Source organism: Apilactobacillus bombintestini (assembly GCF_003627035.1).
GTDB classification, from domain to species: Bacteria; Bacillota; Bacilli; order Lactobacillales; family Lactobacillaceae; genus Apilactobacillus; species Apilactobacillus bombintestini.
In genome coordinates this window covers 92,394-107,489 of the sequence record NZ_CP032626.1, presented here as the reverse complement: position 1 = coordinate 107,489, position 15,096 = coordinate 92,394, and the positions used below count along the sequence as shown (strand labels likewise).

Here is a 15,096-nt window from a genome sequence, read left to right as displayed (position 1 = left end):
TTAATGTCTAATTTCTCAGGCTTTATTAACTTAGTTTCACATGAAACATTCAGTTAGAAAGGACGACCTTGCGCCACAATAAAGCCAACAATAATGACTAAGACAAAACCACAAACTAAGCTGTAAATCATACCTTTAGTAAGTTGATCCTTAGCTTTGGCAGCATAAGTCATTTCAATTAAACCAATCAATAGAATTGCTATTAATACTTTTAATAAAGCAAATAGCGGATCACGATCAAATGCTTTGAAAAATAAAATTACTCCGGTAATGATAAATACTAGATAACTAACTCTAGACATCATCATGTAAGGCTTGTAGCCTTGCTTTTTAGCAAGTGAAGCAATTACTAAAGCAATTAATACAATCGCAAAAATTAAATGAATCCATAAAAACATGTTTCAGGCTTCCTCCCAATCTTTGACTTCGTGTTCGTAATCATCATCGATTTCTTGCTTGTCTACAAACAAGGAGCCGTCCGCGTTACGTAGTGGGGTTAAGGTGCTACCATAACCACCGTATTCTACACCGGTACGTTGATCAATATAAATAGATACTCCTGTAAATGATTCTTCAACTAATTTAAATCGTTTAGACAAATTGTTTCCTCCTCGGATTAATTCCATAGTTACATGTATAAGGTTATTGTACAAAAGAAACCCAGAATAATCAAAAAACATCCCTAGATTAGTTTTTAGACTTTTTTTGCTTTCCTAAGCCAAACACTACGTCCATCAATCCGTCATAAACATCATAATTATTAATTATAGCTATTTTTAATTTTTCCTTAGCTCTAGTCAAATTTACATATAATTCTCTATCATTGAAATAGAATTCATTTCCTGATTTAATAAGTTTTCCACGGTTGTTATATGCAATTTCCAAATCAATATATGTTACAACTTTTTCGTATTCTCCTCCTATAACATTATGAATATTATAATCTGTTATACCATTAAAGTTATCACTCGTAGTTTCTTTATTAATATCTCCAGTAGTTTTTATGAAAACGTATCCGTTGTTTTTTTGATCGTTTATCCAAGGAATAGCGCTGTTATAATCTTTAAAAAATTTAACTTCCACATGTTTCATCATTTTTTCAATACTGATACTACTGTTAGGCTTTTTGCTCAAATCAAAAAGATTAGTAACAAAGGCAGTTATAACTGGATTAGTCCTAAAATTTTTGGTTAATTTAAAAACTGTGCAACAATTTTCTGTCTTTAAAGTATTAAACATACGTTGAATAGCTTTTCCAAAATCATCAGGCCCCAATTTTTGATCGACATCATAAAAAAATGCAATTACTTTGTTTGAATAATTTTTTTGGAATCCATGAAATTATTTCAGATCTTGTATTCTTGTGTAATCTTTGTGATTCATCAATTAAAATAGCATCATATTCATTCAATATTGACGGATTATTAGCTACATATTTAGCCGAAACCAATTTAGCATTTTTAAATATATTTTGTAAGCTAATTTGTTCATCTCTAATCTTTCCTCCAAATACCAACAATATTTTCTTATCTTTATCATACTTTCTTATATAATCATATATTATTAGTGTTTTTCCTGTACCAGGTCCTCCTTCAATACCATACAATCCTGGATTAAATAATTGATTTCTAATTTCATATTGTTGATCTGATAACCAATACTCTCCCCTCTTAAATCTATCAATATCTTTCAATGGTGAAATCAAATAATTTTTAGAATCAATCATTTCTAAAGCATTAGAAAGGCAAATATCATCCTCTTGTATTATTCTTATAAGTTCATTAAAATCAATTTTTTTAAAGTCTGTATCATATTTATACAATGTTTTAGTATCTGCACAAAAAACAATATTTATAATATTTTTCCCAATACCATTAATGATATTTTTCTGTTTATCAAATTTATTTTTTATTTTTTTAAACTTTTTTTCACCATCTTCGTGTTTCAAATCAATATTTACAATGTTGTCTTTTAAACAAATTAAAACGTCAAAATCAGGAACTACTGGTAAATCAGTTCCTAAAAACCAACCATTGATGTCCACACTAGAATCTAATTTTTCTAAAAGTAACTTTGCTAATAAATAAAAATCTTCTTTTTCACATTCCTTTATATCCATATGGTGATATTTTAAAGATCTATCTAATGTTTTGCGAGCATTATCATCTGGAGTAATTTCAAACAGGGAAACGTACTCTCTTAAACTATATGGGATAATGTTAACCATCTCCGATTTTTATAATATACATATAATTTTACTATAAATTGAATGTGTATTATAAAAAACATCCCTAAATTAGTCTCGTTATTCAATTCTTAAATCATTTTACTTAAAAAACGTTGTGCACTCGCCGTTTTAGGATGGTTAAAAAATTCTTGTGGAGTTTGTTTTTCTTGGATTTTACCTTCATCCATAAACCAAATTTTATCGGAAACGTTTTTCGCAAATTCCATTTCGTGCGTCACGATAATCATGGTCATATCTTTTTTCGCTAAATCTTGCATCACATTTAATACTTCCCCTACTTTTTCAGGGTCTAGAGCAGAAGTAGGTTCATCGAATAAAATTACTTCTGGATCCATAGCTAAAGCCCGTACGATAGCGATACGTTGGGCTTGTCCACCTGATAAACTACTAGGATATACGTCTGCTTTATCCGCTAAGCCCACTGTTTTTAACAATTCGTGGGCTTTTTCTTCTGCCTTAGTTTTAGACATTTTCAAAACTTTAATGGGAGCTAACGTAATGTTTTCTAGCACCGTTTTATTGGCAAATAAATTAAAATTTTGAAATACCATGCCAATATGAGTTCTTAGATGAATTAAATCTTTTTCGGAACTAGTAACTAGGTCGTTGCCATCCAATAAAATCTTGCCTGAAGTGGGTTCACCTAGCATATTAATGCAACGTAGAAACGTACTTTTACCGGCACCTGAGGGTCCCAATAGAGAAATGACTTCTCCTTTATTCACTTCGGCGTTTACGCCGGAAAAAATGGTATTATTTTTAAATTTTTTAGTTAAATTTTCAATTTTAATCATTGGTTCCATGGTTCATCTTCCCTTCGATTAGTTTCATGATTCTAGAAATAGTAAAGGTAATTACAAAGTAAATGATCATAATAATAGCGATAGGTGCTATTCCTAAATAAGTATCAGCTTGTACGGCTCTCATTTGATACATCAATTCGCCTACCCCAATTACGGAAGCTAATGAACTATCTTTAATCAAAGTCACTAATTCATTACCTAACGCTGGCCAAATATTTTTGAAGGCTTGTGGTAAAACGATAGATTGCATCGTTTGTGTTTTAGATAATCCTAGTGATAACGCAGCTTCACTTTGTCCTACTGAAATAGAAGTAATTCCACCTCTGATAATTTCAGCTACATAGGCTCCTGAATTAATAGAAATAGCGATAATTCCCGAAGTTAATGCAGAAACATTTACGATGGTTCCTAGACCAAAGTAGATAAACATAATTTGTACTAATTGAGGAGTCCCACGAATAAATTCGATATAAGCTACTGCTACCGCATGAAGTAGCCAATTATGACTTAATCTCATTAGTGCAAAGATAACTCCTAAAATAATTCCGAAGAAAACGGAAATAACCGAGATCAACATAGTGTATTTAATTCCGTCTATAAAGTAATCTTTGTATTGCCACATCGTAGATAATTGTGATTGTGACTTATTATCGGTAATATATTTAGCTGCTGTAGGAACGAATTTTTTCACGTATAAGTTTTGTTTATTAACTTTATCGATAGTATGGTTGGCCGCATTCTTTAAACTGGTAGCCCCCTTAGCAAACGCTACGTTGTTAGCACTACTTTGATTAGGCATTTTAGCACCGATAATTTTTAGTCCAGGGTTATGGCTAGCGTATGCTTGAGCTACTGCAGTATCCATAGGAATGGCAGCAATTTTACCGGATTTTAAAGCTAAAATTAAATCGTTAATATTTTCAATTCCCTTTAATTTAACGTTTTTAATTCCTTTTTTAACGGCATCATATTGCACAGTACCAATTTGAGCACCCACGCTTTTGCCTTCCAAATCATGGTAAGAATGGATCTTTTTAGCATCCCCACTATTGATAACTAAACTCAATCCAGAAGAATAATAACTTTTACTAAAGTCCACGCTCTTCGCTCTTTGCGGATTTTCATTCATCCCCGCAATTACCATATCTACTTTTTTAGTTTGTAGACCTACTAGCAAAGAATCAAAACCCATGGCTTTAACTTTTAGTTTCACGCCTAAGTCTTTAGCAATTTCTTTTCCTAATTCCACGTCAGCTCCGTATATTTGAGAACCATTTTTACCTTTGCTGATAAATTCGTAAGGTGGATAATCAGGAGAAGTTCCCATTACGATGTATCCCTTCTTTTGAATTTGCGCTACTGAATTATCAGCTGCTGAAGCTGAAAGATTGGGTACCGTAAAAATAATAGCTAATAAGATGGTTGCCACTAAGCCCATTGCAGCTAATATGGCAGTTTTTATTTTATGTTGCATAAGCTTGCTTCCTCTCTGTTTATAAATTGAATAAAAAATTAAGTACATAGTTTTTAAAAATATCGTCGCTTTTCTCCGCGTCGTATGTCGGGTAATTTAACTGCTGTAAATACATATAAAGCTTCGTTTCGTAATGATTGTTTCATGTGAAACACACCCTCCTTTAGGTATAAAAAAAGTCCTCTGAGAATAAATCCCAGAGGACGAATGAATCGCGGTGCCACCTCAATTTCTAGTATTTTCGCAAATACTAGCTCACGAAGTTAAATAACTTCTACGTTAACGCCGCCGACGTTGGCTTCTACTCATTTCAAAGCTCACTCACAAGTACGATTAATCTATAGGCATTATTAACTCTCAGCGCTGTTAATTTCTCTGTAAATGCTAAATTAGATTAAATTCTTGATCATCATGAAAAAATATTTATATTAAAAAAGTCCCCTAGGAACGAATCCTAGAGGACGAATAACCGTGGTGCCACCTCTGTTTCTGAAATTCTCACAAATTTCAGCTTAACAAGTTTGTACAAACTTAAAACGATAACGCGTTAACGATGAATTCTACTCATTTCGAATTCCAACTCATAGGTACGATTTAACCAATGTTATCCTTAGCTCTCACCCGGTTTTACTAAGTTCTCTGTAAATAACTGATTTGGTTAAAATTCCTAATCATAGTTTTAATTATTAATAAAAAAAGTCCTCTAGGAACAAATCCTAGAGGACGAATAAATCGCGGTACCACCTCAATTTCTAGTATTCTCGCAAATACTAGCTTGCGAAGTTAAATTAACTTCTGCGTTAACGCCGCCCACGATTTTTTCTACTCATTTCGAAAAATGACTCTCAGGTACGATTTAATTACCGGATTACTCACTCTCATAAACGTGAGCTTCCTGTGAAACCCTGCGTAATTAAAATTCCTGTTCAACGTCTGTTTGATTGTTGTTCATATTATAGGAGTGCCATTTAAATTGCAACCCTTTAATCTTATTTTAATAAATTATCTACGTTCAATGGCAGCTGTATTTGGCTTAACCATAAGGGTTTTACCTAGCGTAAATATTTTTTAAATATATTTTCTCATAAACGATTTTTCGTTAAATAAAAAGATTTCAGGAACTATCCTAAAATCTTTTTTATTTTTTATTCTAATGAATCCCAAGGTTTTAGTTCTACAGGAGTTTGATCCAATAGCGCTACTTGATCAGCAGATAAATATTTCTTATTTACGACTACTTCGTAAACATATTCATTCATCCAACCGTCATCCATGGTGAAGTAACCATTAACACCATTTTTAGCACCCCAGGAGTTTTCTACCTTCCAACGACGAGGTTTATCATCGACTAAATCTACCCCGGTTAAGGCAGTGGCGTGAGATACAACCGCTTCATGGTATTGAAGACGTTGTTTCTTAGTCATAGATAAGTCCACGTTAAATAATTCGTCATAGTGATATAGTTTATCGGATAAGAAGCCGGTTTTTCTATCAGATTGACGAGTAATATCGTTGGCAAACCAAACGGCTTTACCATCTTTTAATTGCGCAATAGCAGCCTTTTTTAGGTCTTCCATAGGTAAGTTTAAGAATTTAATGCTACGACCATCTACTACGTTATCTTGCGCAGTCATGCTGTACATTTTATTAAATTCTTTGTCAGGTGAATTACTCAAAACTACGTAGTCATCTAAGTCAGCATCACTAAAGTATTTATCGAAAAATGCTTTAGGAGTTAAATCACGGTCGATGTGGTAGTTTTCCTTGTCATCACGGTATTCTAAGTCAAATGTCTTAGGTGGTACCCCTAATGAATAAGCAGCGATACGGTAAACTTCAGAAAGCATTTCTTCTCTAGCTTCATGAATGTCTTCTTCGCTTACTTTATCGTGTACCATGTTACGCAATTTCATAGCATCTTGACGTAATTTGTAATTTAAAATCATGTTTAAATCGCCGGTATTTTCGGAAACATTAGTTTCACTAAAGGCGCTGGTAGGTACTACCCCGTATTTTTGTACTAAAGATACGGCCATAGCCCATTGACCACCGTCACTGCCGGGGCCGGCTAAGTAAAATTCTACGGTACGATCATCTAAAGGCTTGTCAGCAGTGTTGATGATGCGGTCATAGAAGATATTAGCACGTTCGATTTTATCCCAGAAGAATAAGTAATTTTGGGATAGTTCGAAGTCTTTAACTTTGTATTTTTCACCGAATTGATGCTTTAAAGTGTTTAATAAAGCAAACATCCAGCATCTACCGGAGCGTTTTTGGTTAGATACTTTACCAGTTTTTACTTCTACGGAAAAAACAGGATTTAATTTTTCATCCACGCTAGCATCCCTAGCCACGTTGTTAATACCGTTTTGTGTTACGGCACCTTCTAGCACTTTATTGTCCGGATTTTGTTCATAATCTTTACGTAATTCTTGTAAATCACTAGCAGTTAATTTCGTCTCTGTCATCTATCTCACTCCTTTTTAAACGGCTGCCCATGGGTCTAGTACTACTGGTTTTTGATCTAGTAGTTCGCGTTGTGCGGCAGTTAAGTATTTCTTGTTAACAATGACTTCAAAGACGTTACTGTCCATCCAGTTATCAGCCATTACGAAGTAACCTTTTTCGCCGACTTTTTCACCCCAGGAATTTTCTACTTTCCATTTAGTAGGTTTATCGTTCACTAAGTCGACACCAGTTAAGGTCATCGCATGGTTAGGAATGTTGTCATAGTAATCCAGACGTTGGGCTTTAGACATATTCATATCAATGTCGAATAACTTATCACGACGGTATAAATCATTATCTAAAAGTCCGCCTTGGCGATCAGATTGTTCAGTTACGGTGTTAGCAAACCAAACTGTTTCACCATCTTTTAATTGGTCAATAACGGTTTGTTTTAACACATCCATAGGCATGTTTAAAAAGCCGACATGACGGCCACCCACTACGTTGTCCGCAGCTGGATTTATAAATAATTGTTCCATTTTACGGTTAGGATAGTTACCTAACACTACATAATCATCTAGATTAATAGTGAAATATTTGTCTAAAAATTCTTTAGGAGTAATTCCGGCATCTAAATGATATTTCTTTTTATCGTCACGGTATTCGAAATCAAAGGTTTCAGGTGGAACTCCACAAGCATAACCTGCGATACGATATACTTCTTTTAACATAGCCATGCGTTGGCTCTTGATGTCTTCATCACTCTTGCCCGCATGCACCATATCACGTAATACCATGGCGTCACGACGCATTTTTCTGTTCAATACTTCGTTTAAATCAGAAGTACTATTGGTAACTTTACTTTCAGGAAAGGCAGAAGTAGGCATTACTCCGTACTTTTGTACTAAAGCAACGGCCATTGCCCATTCCCCACCGTCAGAGCCGGGAGCGCCTAAATAACAACGTAATTCACGATCATCAAAAGGCTTGTCTGCAGTATCTAAAATACGGTCGTAGAAAATGTTGGCACGTTCTACTTTATCCCAGAAGAATAAGTAACTTTGGGATAATTCAAAATCCTTGGTGTCATAACGTTGCGCAAAGTTATGCTTTAAGGTATTTAATAAAGAAAATAACCAGCAACGACCGGATTGTTTTTGATTAGATACTTTTCCGGTATCTACTTGGACGGAATAAACGTGATTTAGATTTTCTACTACTCGATTATCACGAGCGGTATTGTTAATTCCGTTACGCATTACTGAGCGTTGTAAAACGCGGTTACGTGGACTTTTTGCATATTGTTCACGCATAGCGTCAAAATCAGCTTGCGTTAACTTAGTTTTTACCATGTAAAACACTCCCATTTTGTTTTCTTAATTTCAATCTTAGTTAAAAATCGTGAATTATACAACCCATTAGTCGGTGCTCCAACCGATGTTTTTATCAAAGGCGATATTGCCATCGGCTTCGTCTTGCATAGCATGTTCGATAACGTCGAAAGCACGATGTAATTGTTCTTCAGTAATTACCAAAGGTGGTTGGAAACGCAAAACGTTCCCACGGACGGTAATCATGATGACGCCTAGTTCAAACATACGATAAATTAATTTAGTAGCCACTTGTACGGCAGGTTGATGGGTACGTGGATCGACAATATCGATACCACCATCTAGCCCATACATTCTAACGTCGCCGATGAAATCATATTTTTCTTTCATTTTATCGAAGAATTCTTTAGCTTCTTGGCCTAAATCATGACTGCGTTGCAATAAATGTTCGTCTTCGATGACGTCAAAAGTAGCTAGCGCAGCGGCGGTAGTGACTGGATTTCCCGCAGTAGTATAAACATTAGCCGGTGCGTCTAGAGATTCAATAATTTCTTTGCGCCCTACTACCGCACTTAGTGGCAAACCAGAAGCTAGTGATTTACCTACTGACATCAAATCTGGATGAATACCAGGGAAGTTTTGAATAGACCACCATTTACCGGTACGACCCATCCCTTGGTTAACTTCATCTACCGCGAATAAAATGCCGTGTTCATGGGCAAATTCGTAAACTTTTTGTAGATACTTTTCGGGTGCTTTGGCGATTCCACCATCCCCTTGAATAGGTTCTACTAAAATCAAAGCCACTTCATCAGCTGGCAAATAAGTTTCAAAAGGTAGTTTAAATTCTTCGAACATACGATCAATGAATTGGTCTTGTGTTTCATAGGATTTACGATACCATGGACTAGGATAAGGAACCTTGTAAAAGCCCTCCATTAGTGGTCCCATCTTACGGGACATGTTCAAACTAACGGCAGAGGCACTCATAGAACCATAAGTAGAACCATGATACGCACCGGTGAAACTGACCACGTTCTGTCGTCCTGTATAACCACGAGCAAATTTAATAACGGCATCGTTGGCATCAGAACCGGAATTACCCCAAGCTACTTCAGCAGGTCCTTCAATAGGAGATAAATCTGCTAGACGCTTAGTTAAGCGTGCTGCCGGTACATTGGCAAAGTATGCGGGAGTATATTGAATTAATTTTTGTGCTTGTTTAGTAATAGCTTCCACTACTTTAGGATGTGAATGTCCGGTGTTAGTGGAGGAGGCACTTGCTAATAAATCTATGTATTCATGGCCTTCTACATCTTTTAACATGGCACCTTTTCCTGAATCAATTACCATATCAAAATATTTAATTCGGGAAGCAGATGCGAATGTTTGGCCCTCTTGATCTAGAATTTCTTTATTTTTCATGTTTATCGCCTCATTTTATTACTATATATGTAATTATTATTTTTCTCATTATTCTCTAATGAAATTGTAATTTATTATAGCTGATTGAGGTGAGTTGTCAACATGTGGGTAACTTTTTAGCCCGAAATGCTTGTGGAAAACTTTAATTTAACGCCTAAAATAAAAAATTAAGACATAAAAAAAGAGCCGCATTTAAAATGCGACTCTTTTAATTTTTAATATGATAAATCGTTAATATTATGTTGCTTTTGTTTAGTATCGGACCAAGGGAATATCTTAGCTACTCCCATAACTTTGTCTTTATCTACAAAGCCCCAATAACGACTGTCGTTAGAAATCTCACGATTATCACCTAATACAAAGTATTTACCCTTAGGTACTACTGTTTGATTACGGTTATAAATCCATTTACTGTGCGATAAACTACTGATATCCCAATTCTTTATATTGTCATGTCCCAAATGATATTGGGTTCCGTTAGTTAATTGGTCTTTGCTAATAAAGCTTTGATCAGCAACTTTATTATTAACGTATAATTTACCGTTTCTAAATGCGATTTTATCGCCCGGTAGACCAATTACACGTTTTACATAATAATCGGTATCGCTTACCGTTGGATCTTCACCATTGGCGTTAAATACGATTACACTATTATGTCTAACCTTGGCTTGTTTTAAAACTAACATGGTTTCATTGTTATACAAGTTAGGATCCATAGAGCGACCATCTACCGTAGCAGTGGTAAAGAAATGGGTCAACAATAACCATGCGCACAATAAAAAGATAAAGTAAGCTACCCAGCTTAAAACTTCTTTTAATAAACTATTTTTCTTTTGCATATTATCTGCGCTCCTATTGTTATTAACCTTATTGTATCATCATTTCACTAAATCGATTAATAATTTATCCTGATAGTTATAAAAATTATACATCGGATATAAATAAGCAATTTAACCCATACAAAAAGCCGTCTAAACCACGTTTAGACGGCTTTTATTTTTAGTCTTCTTTGTTGTCTGAATGCATCTTAGCGATTTTTCCTTGTTGGATATATACACCTAAAATAGCAATATCAGCAGGGTTTACACCAGAAATACGTGAAGCTTGAGCCACAGTGTGTGGACGAATCTTTTCTAGTTTTTGACGAGCTTCAGTAGCTAAACTATCGATAGCTTCGTAATCGATGTCTTCTGGAATCTTCTTAGCTTCCATCTTCTTCATACGAGCTACGTTTTGTTCAGCCTTCTTGATGTATCCAGCATACTTAGTTCTGATTTCTACTTGTTCGATTACACGACGGTCTAATGGTTGATCAGAAGGTTCAATGAACTTCAATAAAGTAGAGTAATCTACGTAAGGACGACGTAGAAATACTGAGGCTAAAATACCATCTTTAAGTGGCTTGTCACCGTGTGATTCTACGAATTTGTTTACTTCATCGCTAGGCTTGATACGAGTGTGATCTAGACGGTCTAATTCAGCAAATACAGCCTTCTTCTTGGCTAAGAACTTGTTGTATCTTTCATCAGAAATTAAGCCTAAATCATGACCTTTTTCGGTTAGACGGAAGTCGGCGTTATCGTTTCTCAATAGTAAACGGTATTCAGCACGACTAGTTAGTAAACGGTAAGGTTCGTTAGTACCCTTAGTTACTAAGTCATCTACCAATACACCGATGTAAGCTTCGTTACGTTTCAAGATCATAGGATCTTTGCCTTGGGCACGTAATGCAGCGTTAATTCCGGCATATAGACCTTGTCCGGCAGCTTCTTCATAACCAGAAGTACCGTTAGTTTGACCGGCAGTGTATAGGTTTTTAACAATCTTAGTTTCAAAAGTTGGTTTCAATTGGTAAGGTGCTACCACGTCGTATTCGATAGCGTAACCAGGACGCATCATTTCGGCGTTTTCTAGACCCTTAACAGAGTGTAGCATCTTTTGTTGAATTTCTTCAGGAAGTGAAGTAGATAAACTATCACAGTAGTATTCTTGAGTATCGCGACCTTCTGGTTCCAAGAAGACTTGGTGACGGTTTTTATCTGCGAAACGAACAATTTTATCTTCGATGGATGGACAGTAACGAGGACCTACCCCTTCGATAACACCAGTAAACATAGGTGCACGGTTTAGATTATCACGGATAATTTGGTGAGTCTTTTCGTTAGTGTAAGTTAACCAGCAAGATAATTGATCTTTAACTGGAATGTAGTCTTCATCAGGAGTGTCATAACTGAAGTGGTTTACTTCTTTATCCCCTGGTTGTTCTTCGGTTTCATCAAAGTTAATAGTACGACCATTAACACGTGGAGGAGTACCAGTCTTGAAACGTTTTAGTTCGAAACCTAAGTCTTCTAGGTTCTTAGATAGTTTCAAAGCAGGTTGTGAGTTATTAGGACCGGATGAATATCTTAATTCACCGATGATAATACGACCACGAGCAGCAGTACCGGCACAAATAACAGTAGTCTTTGAGTAGTATCTAGCACCTGTGTAAGTAACTACCCCTTTGCAGACACCGTCTTCTACGATTAGAGAATCAACGATACCTTGACGTAAATCTAGGTTAGGTTGTTTTTCGATAGTTTCCTTCATAGCACGGTGGTAAGCATGTTTATCAGCTTGAGCACGTAAAGCACGTACGGCTGGACCCTTACCAGTGTTTAACATTCTCATTTGAATGTAAGTTTTATCAATATTGTGACCCATTTCTCCACCTAGGGCATCGATTTCTCTAACGACAGTACCCTTAGCAGGACCACCTAATGATGGGTTACATGGCATGAAAGCAACCATGTCCACATTAATAGTAATCAACATGGTTTTGTTTCCCATACGAGCAGAAGCTAAAGCAGCTTCACATCCCGCGTGACCGGCACCCACGACGATTACATCGTATTTTTTAGCATCATATTGGATGTTTTCTTCACTTACGATTTCACTCATTTGTTTTCCTCCATAAAAATTGTTTCATGTGAAACATTCGGTTATTTACCTAAACAGAATTGGCTAAATAGTTGATCTAATAGTTCACCATTGTAGCTGTCACCAGTGATTTCACCTAGTGAATTCCAGCATTCACGTAAATCCATTTGTACTAAATCTACTGGTAAACCTTCATCAATACCTTGAATAACCTTATTTAAGGATTCTTTGGCATTGTGTAACAAGCTAATGTGTCTTGCGTTAGTTACCATTACGTCATTTTGTGAACTTTGAATACCTTGGGTAAAGAATAATTTAGCAATCATTTCTTCCAAAGGTTCAGTTCCGTCATCTTTAATGGCAGAAGTGGTAATAACATTTTCTTTGCCGACTAAATCATTCACGGTGTCCATATCTAATTTAGCTGGTAAATCGGTTTTGTTTAAAATAACGATTCGCTTGGAATCATCAGTTAATTTAATTAATTGTTTGTCTTCATCAGTTAATTCTTCAGAAGAGTTAAGTACTAACAAGACTAAATCAGAGCTGCTGATAGCTTTTCTAGAACGTTCTACCCCAATTTTTTCGACCTTATCTTCAGTCTTTCTAATTCCGGCAGTATCTACTAATTTCAAAGGAACTCCACGGACGTTAACGTATTCTTCCAATACATCACGAGTAGTTCCTGGCACATCAGTAACGATAGCCTTGTCTTGGTGTAATAAATTATTTAAAATACTGGATTTTCCTACGTTAGGACGACCCACAATAGAAGTAGCTAATCCGTCACGCAATACTTGTCCTTGTTTAGCAGTAGCCAAAAGCTTTTCCACTTTTTTCTTAATGTCGACGGCGTTGTCTTTCATCATCTTGGAAGTCATTACTTCGGCGTCATCATATTCTGGATAGTCGATATTAACTTCCACATTAGCTAAGACGTCCAAAATTTGCTTTCTAAGCTTTTTGATTAGACGAGAAAGGTTTCCATCCAATTGACTTTCTGCAGCTTTCATAGAACGGCTTGTTTTGGCATCAATAATATCCATAACCGCTTCGGATTGTGATAAATCAATACGGCCGTTTAAAAAGGCACGTTTGGTAAATTCACCCGGTTCAGCCATTCTAGCTCCGTAACTTAAAATCAATTGCAAAATAGTGTTAGTAGCTAAAATACCACCATGGCAGTTAACTTCCACTACGTCTTCGCAAGTGTAAGTCTTAGGAGCGCGCATTACTGAAACCATTACTTCATCGACATCTTCCTTAGTATCTGGATCGAAGATATGTCCATAATTAATAGTATGTGATGCGACCTTGTTTAAATCTTTTCCACGGAAAATTTTAGAAATGACTTTTAATGCGTCATCCCCACTAATTCTTACGATGGAAATACCACCTTCACCAGGTGGAGTTGAAATTGCAGCAATTGTATCAAAATCTGTAGTCGTTGCCATGTTATTCTTCCTTTCTACAATCTAAAAATCAGTCGTGACGTGAGTTAGCGCACAAAAAAAGTGCCTACTCCACGCCCTAAAAAATACGCATGGATAAAGCACTTTGACTACTTCATCTAAGTTCTGATAAGAATGATATATATATAATAAAAATTTTAGGTCGATTTGTCAATTTTTATGACTATCCATTCTCAGGTTCTACCACCACGGCACGATATGGTTCGCGGCCAGAAGAGAACGTATTTACATATAAATTATTTTCTAATTGGTTATGAATAACCTTACGTTCAAATGATGGCATAGGATCTAAATAAACCGGTTGGCCAGTAGCCACCGCTTCACGCGCCGTTTTTTCCGCTAATTTTTTCAAAATTTCGGTACGACGATGACGGTAATCAGCAGTATCTAATTGGATAGTTAGACGGCTGAAACCAATATGATTTAAATAAATTTGTGACAAATTTTGTAATGCATTAATGGTTAAACCATGTTTACCAATTAATAAGCCCTCTTGTTCAGTTGTAAAGTTAATACGCGCAAATTTACGATTAATTAACTTAGGTTGCATGTTCGCTTGAATGCCTAATTCATCAATAATAGGTTTTAAATAACCCATTAATTGTTCCACAGCATCACGGTTTGCAACTTTATTCTTACTTAAATGAAATTCATCATCATGATGATGTTTCACGATATTTTTTTCGTTTTTATGAGTTGTTTGTTTAGCGATTTCTTGAGTGGGTTCGGAAGTTTTATTTTTAGCTATTTGATCAATTTCTACAATAGCGTCACGTCTTCCAATTCCAAAAAAGCCTCGACGGTCTGTTTGAACCACATTTATAGTAGCATCTTGGCGATTAATTTCTAATGATTCTAAACCATTTTCGATTGCTTCGTCGACTGTTTTGGCAGTAAATGTTGGCATTATGTGACTCCTTTTTAAAAAAATAAACTATAATTTTATAATATCATAAAATGCCACTAAATTGAT

At 35.6% G+C, this 15,096-nt stretch carries 13 protein-coding genes and 2 other annotated features; all 13 genes read right to left on the bottom strand.

What is annotated here, in order from left to right; all coding sequences use genetic code 11:
* Positions 1 to 53 precede the first annotated feature (53 nt).
* Entirely contained in the window at positions 54 to 398 is a 345-nt protein-coding gene (locus D7I45_RS00475) for a DUF1516 family protein (RefSeq protein WP_120783842.1), read from the bottom strand.
* Between the two features lie 3 nt (positions 399 to 401).
* Positions 402 to 599 (bottom strand): DUF6440 family protein, encoded by a 198-nt coding sequence (locus D7I45_RS00470; RefSeq protein ID WP_120783841.1) that lies wholly within the window; start codon positions 597 to 599, stop codon positions 402 to 404.
* Positions 600 to 687: 88 nt separating this feature from the next.
* A complete protein-coding gene (locus tag D7I45_RS00465) occupies positions 688 to 1,275 on the bottom strand; it encodes a hypothetical protein (protein ID WP_120783840.1) in 588 nt (195 codons plus the stop codon).
* A 13-nt stretch (positions 1,276 to 1,288) separates the two neighbouring features.
* Positions 1,289 to 2,227, bottom strand: a complete 939-nt coding sequence (locus D7I45_RS00460; protein WP_120783839.1) for a DNA/RNA helicase domain-containing protein — start codon at positions 2,225 to 2,227, stop codon at positions 1,289 to 1,291.
* 89 nt (positions 2,228 to 2,316) lie between these two features.
* Complete coding sequence (locus tag D7I45_RS00455; protein ID WP_120783838.1) at positions 2,317 to 3,051, bottom strand: amino acid ABC transporter ATP-binding protein; 735 nt, start codon at positions 3,049 to 3,051, stop codon at positions 2,317 to 2,319.
* Positions 3,035 to 4,525, bottom strand: coding sequence for an ABC transporter substrate-binding protein/permease (locus D7I45_RS00450; RefSeq protein WP_162924048.1), 1,491 nt, complete (start codon positions 4,523 to 4,525; stop codon positions 3,035 to 3,037). The genes D7I45_RS00455 and D7I45_RS00450 overlap by 17 nt, the downstream gene beginning before the upstream one ends.
* 196 nt (positions 4,526 to 4,721) lie before the next feature.
* Positions 4,722 to 4,944: a binding site (T-box leader), on the bottom strand.
* A gap of 297 nt (positions 4,945 to 5,241) precedes the next feature.
* Positions 5,242 to 5,464 (bottom strand) — a binding site (T-box leader).
* Positions 5,465 to 5,670: 206 nt separating this feature from the next.
* Positions 5,671 to 6,993: a C1 family peptidase gene (locus D7I45_RS00445; protein ID WP_120783837.1), complete on the bottom strand. Its 1,323-nt coding sequence runs from the start codon at positions 6,991 to 6,993 to the stop codon at positions 5,671 to 5,673.
* A 15-nt stretch (positions 6,994 to 7,008) separates the two neighbouring features.
* Positions 7,009 to 8,325 carry a C1 family peptidase gene (locus D7I45_RS00440; protein ID WP_120783836.1) on the bottom strand — a complete coding sequence of 439 codons (1,317 nt, stop codon included), beginning with the start codon at positions 8,323 to 8,325 and terminating at the stop codon, positions 7,009 to 7,011.
* A gap of 66 nt (positions 8,326 to 8,391) precedes the next feature.
* Complete coding sequence (locus D7I45_RS00435; RefSeq protein ID WP_120783835.1) at positions 8,392 to 9,729, bottom strand: aspartate aminotransferase family protein; 1,338 nt, start codon at positions 9,727 to 9,729, stop codon at positions 8,392 to 8,394.
* Between the two features lie 215 nt (positions 9,730 to 9,944).
* Positions 9,945 to 10,568: a signal peptidase I gene (gene lepB, locus D7I45_RS00430; RefSeq protein ID WP_120783834.1), complete on the bottom strand. Its 624-nt coding sequence runs from the start codon at positions 10,566 to 10,568 to the stop codon at positions 9,945 to 9,947.
* Positions 10,569 to 10,728: 160 nt separating this feature from the next.
* Positions 10,729 to 12,672, bottom strand: a complete 1,944-nt coding sequence (gene mnmG, locus D7I45_RS00425; protein ID WP_120783833.1) for a tRNA uridine-5-carboxymethylaminomethyl(34) synthesis enzyme MnmG — start codon at positions 12,670 to 12,672, stop codon at positions 10,729 to 10,731.
* Between the two features lie 41 nt (positions 12,673 to 12,713).
* A complete protein-coding gene (gene mnmE, locus D7I45_RS00420) occupies positions 12,714 to 14,105 on the bottom strand; it encodes a tRNA uridine-5-carboxymethylaminomethyl(34) synthesis GTPase MnmE (RefSeq protein ID WP_120783832.1) in 1,392 nt (463 codons plus the stop codon).
* A gap of 181 nt (positions 14,106 to 14,286) precedes the next feature.
* Positions 14,287 to 15,030 (bottom strand): RNA-binding cell elongation regulator Jag/EloR, encoded by a 744-nt coding sequence (jag, locus tag D7I45_RS00415; RefSeq protein WP_120783831.1) that lies wholly within the window; start codon positions 15,028 to 15,030, stop codon positions 14,287 to 14,289.
* Positions 15,031 to 15,096: the final 66 nt, after the last annotated feature.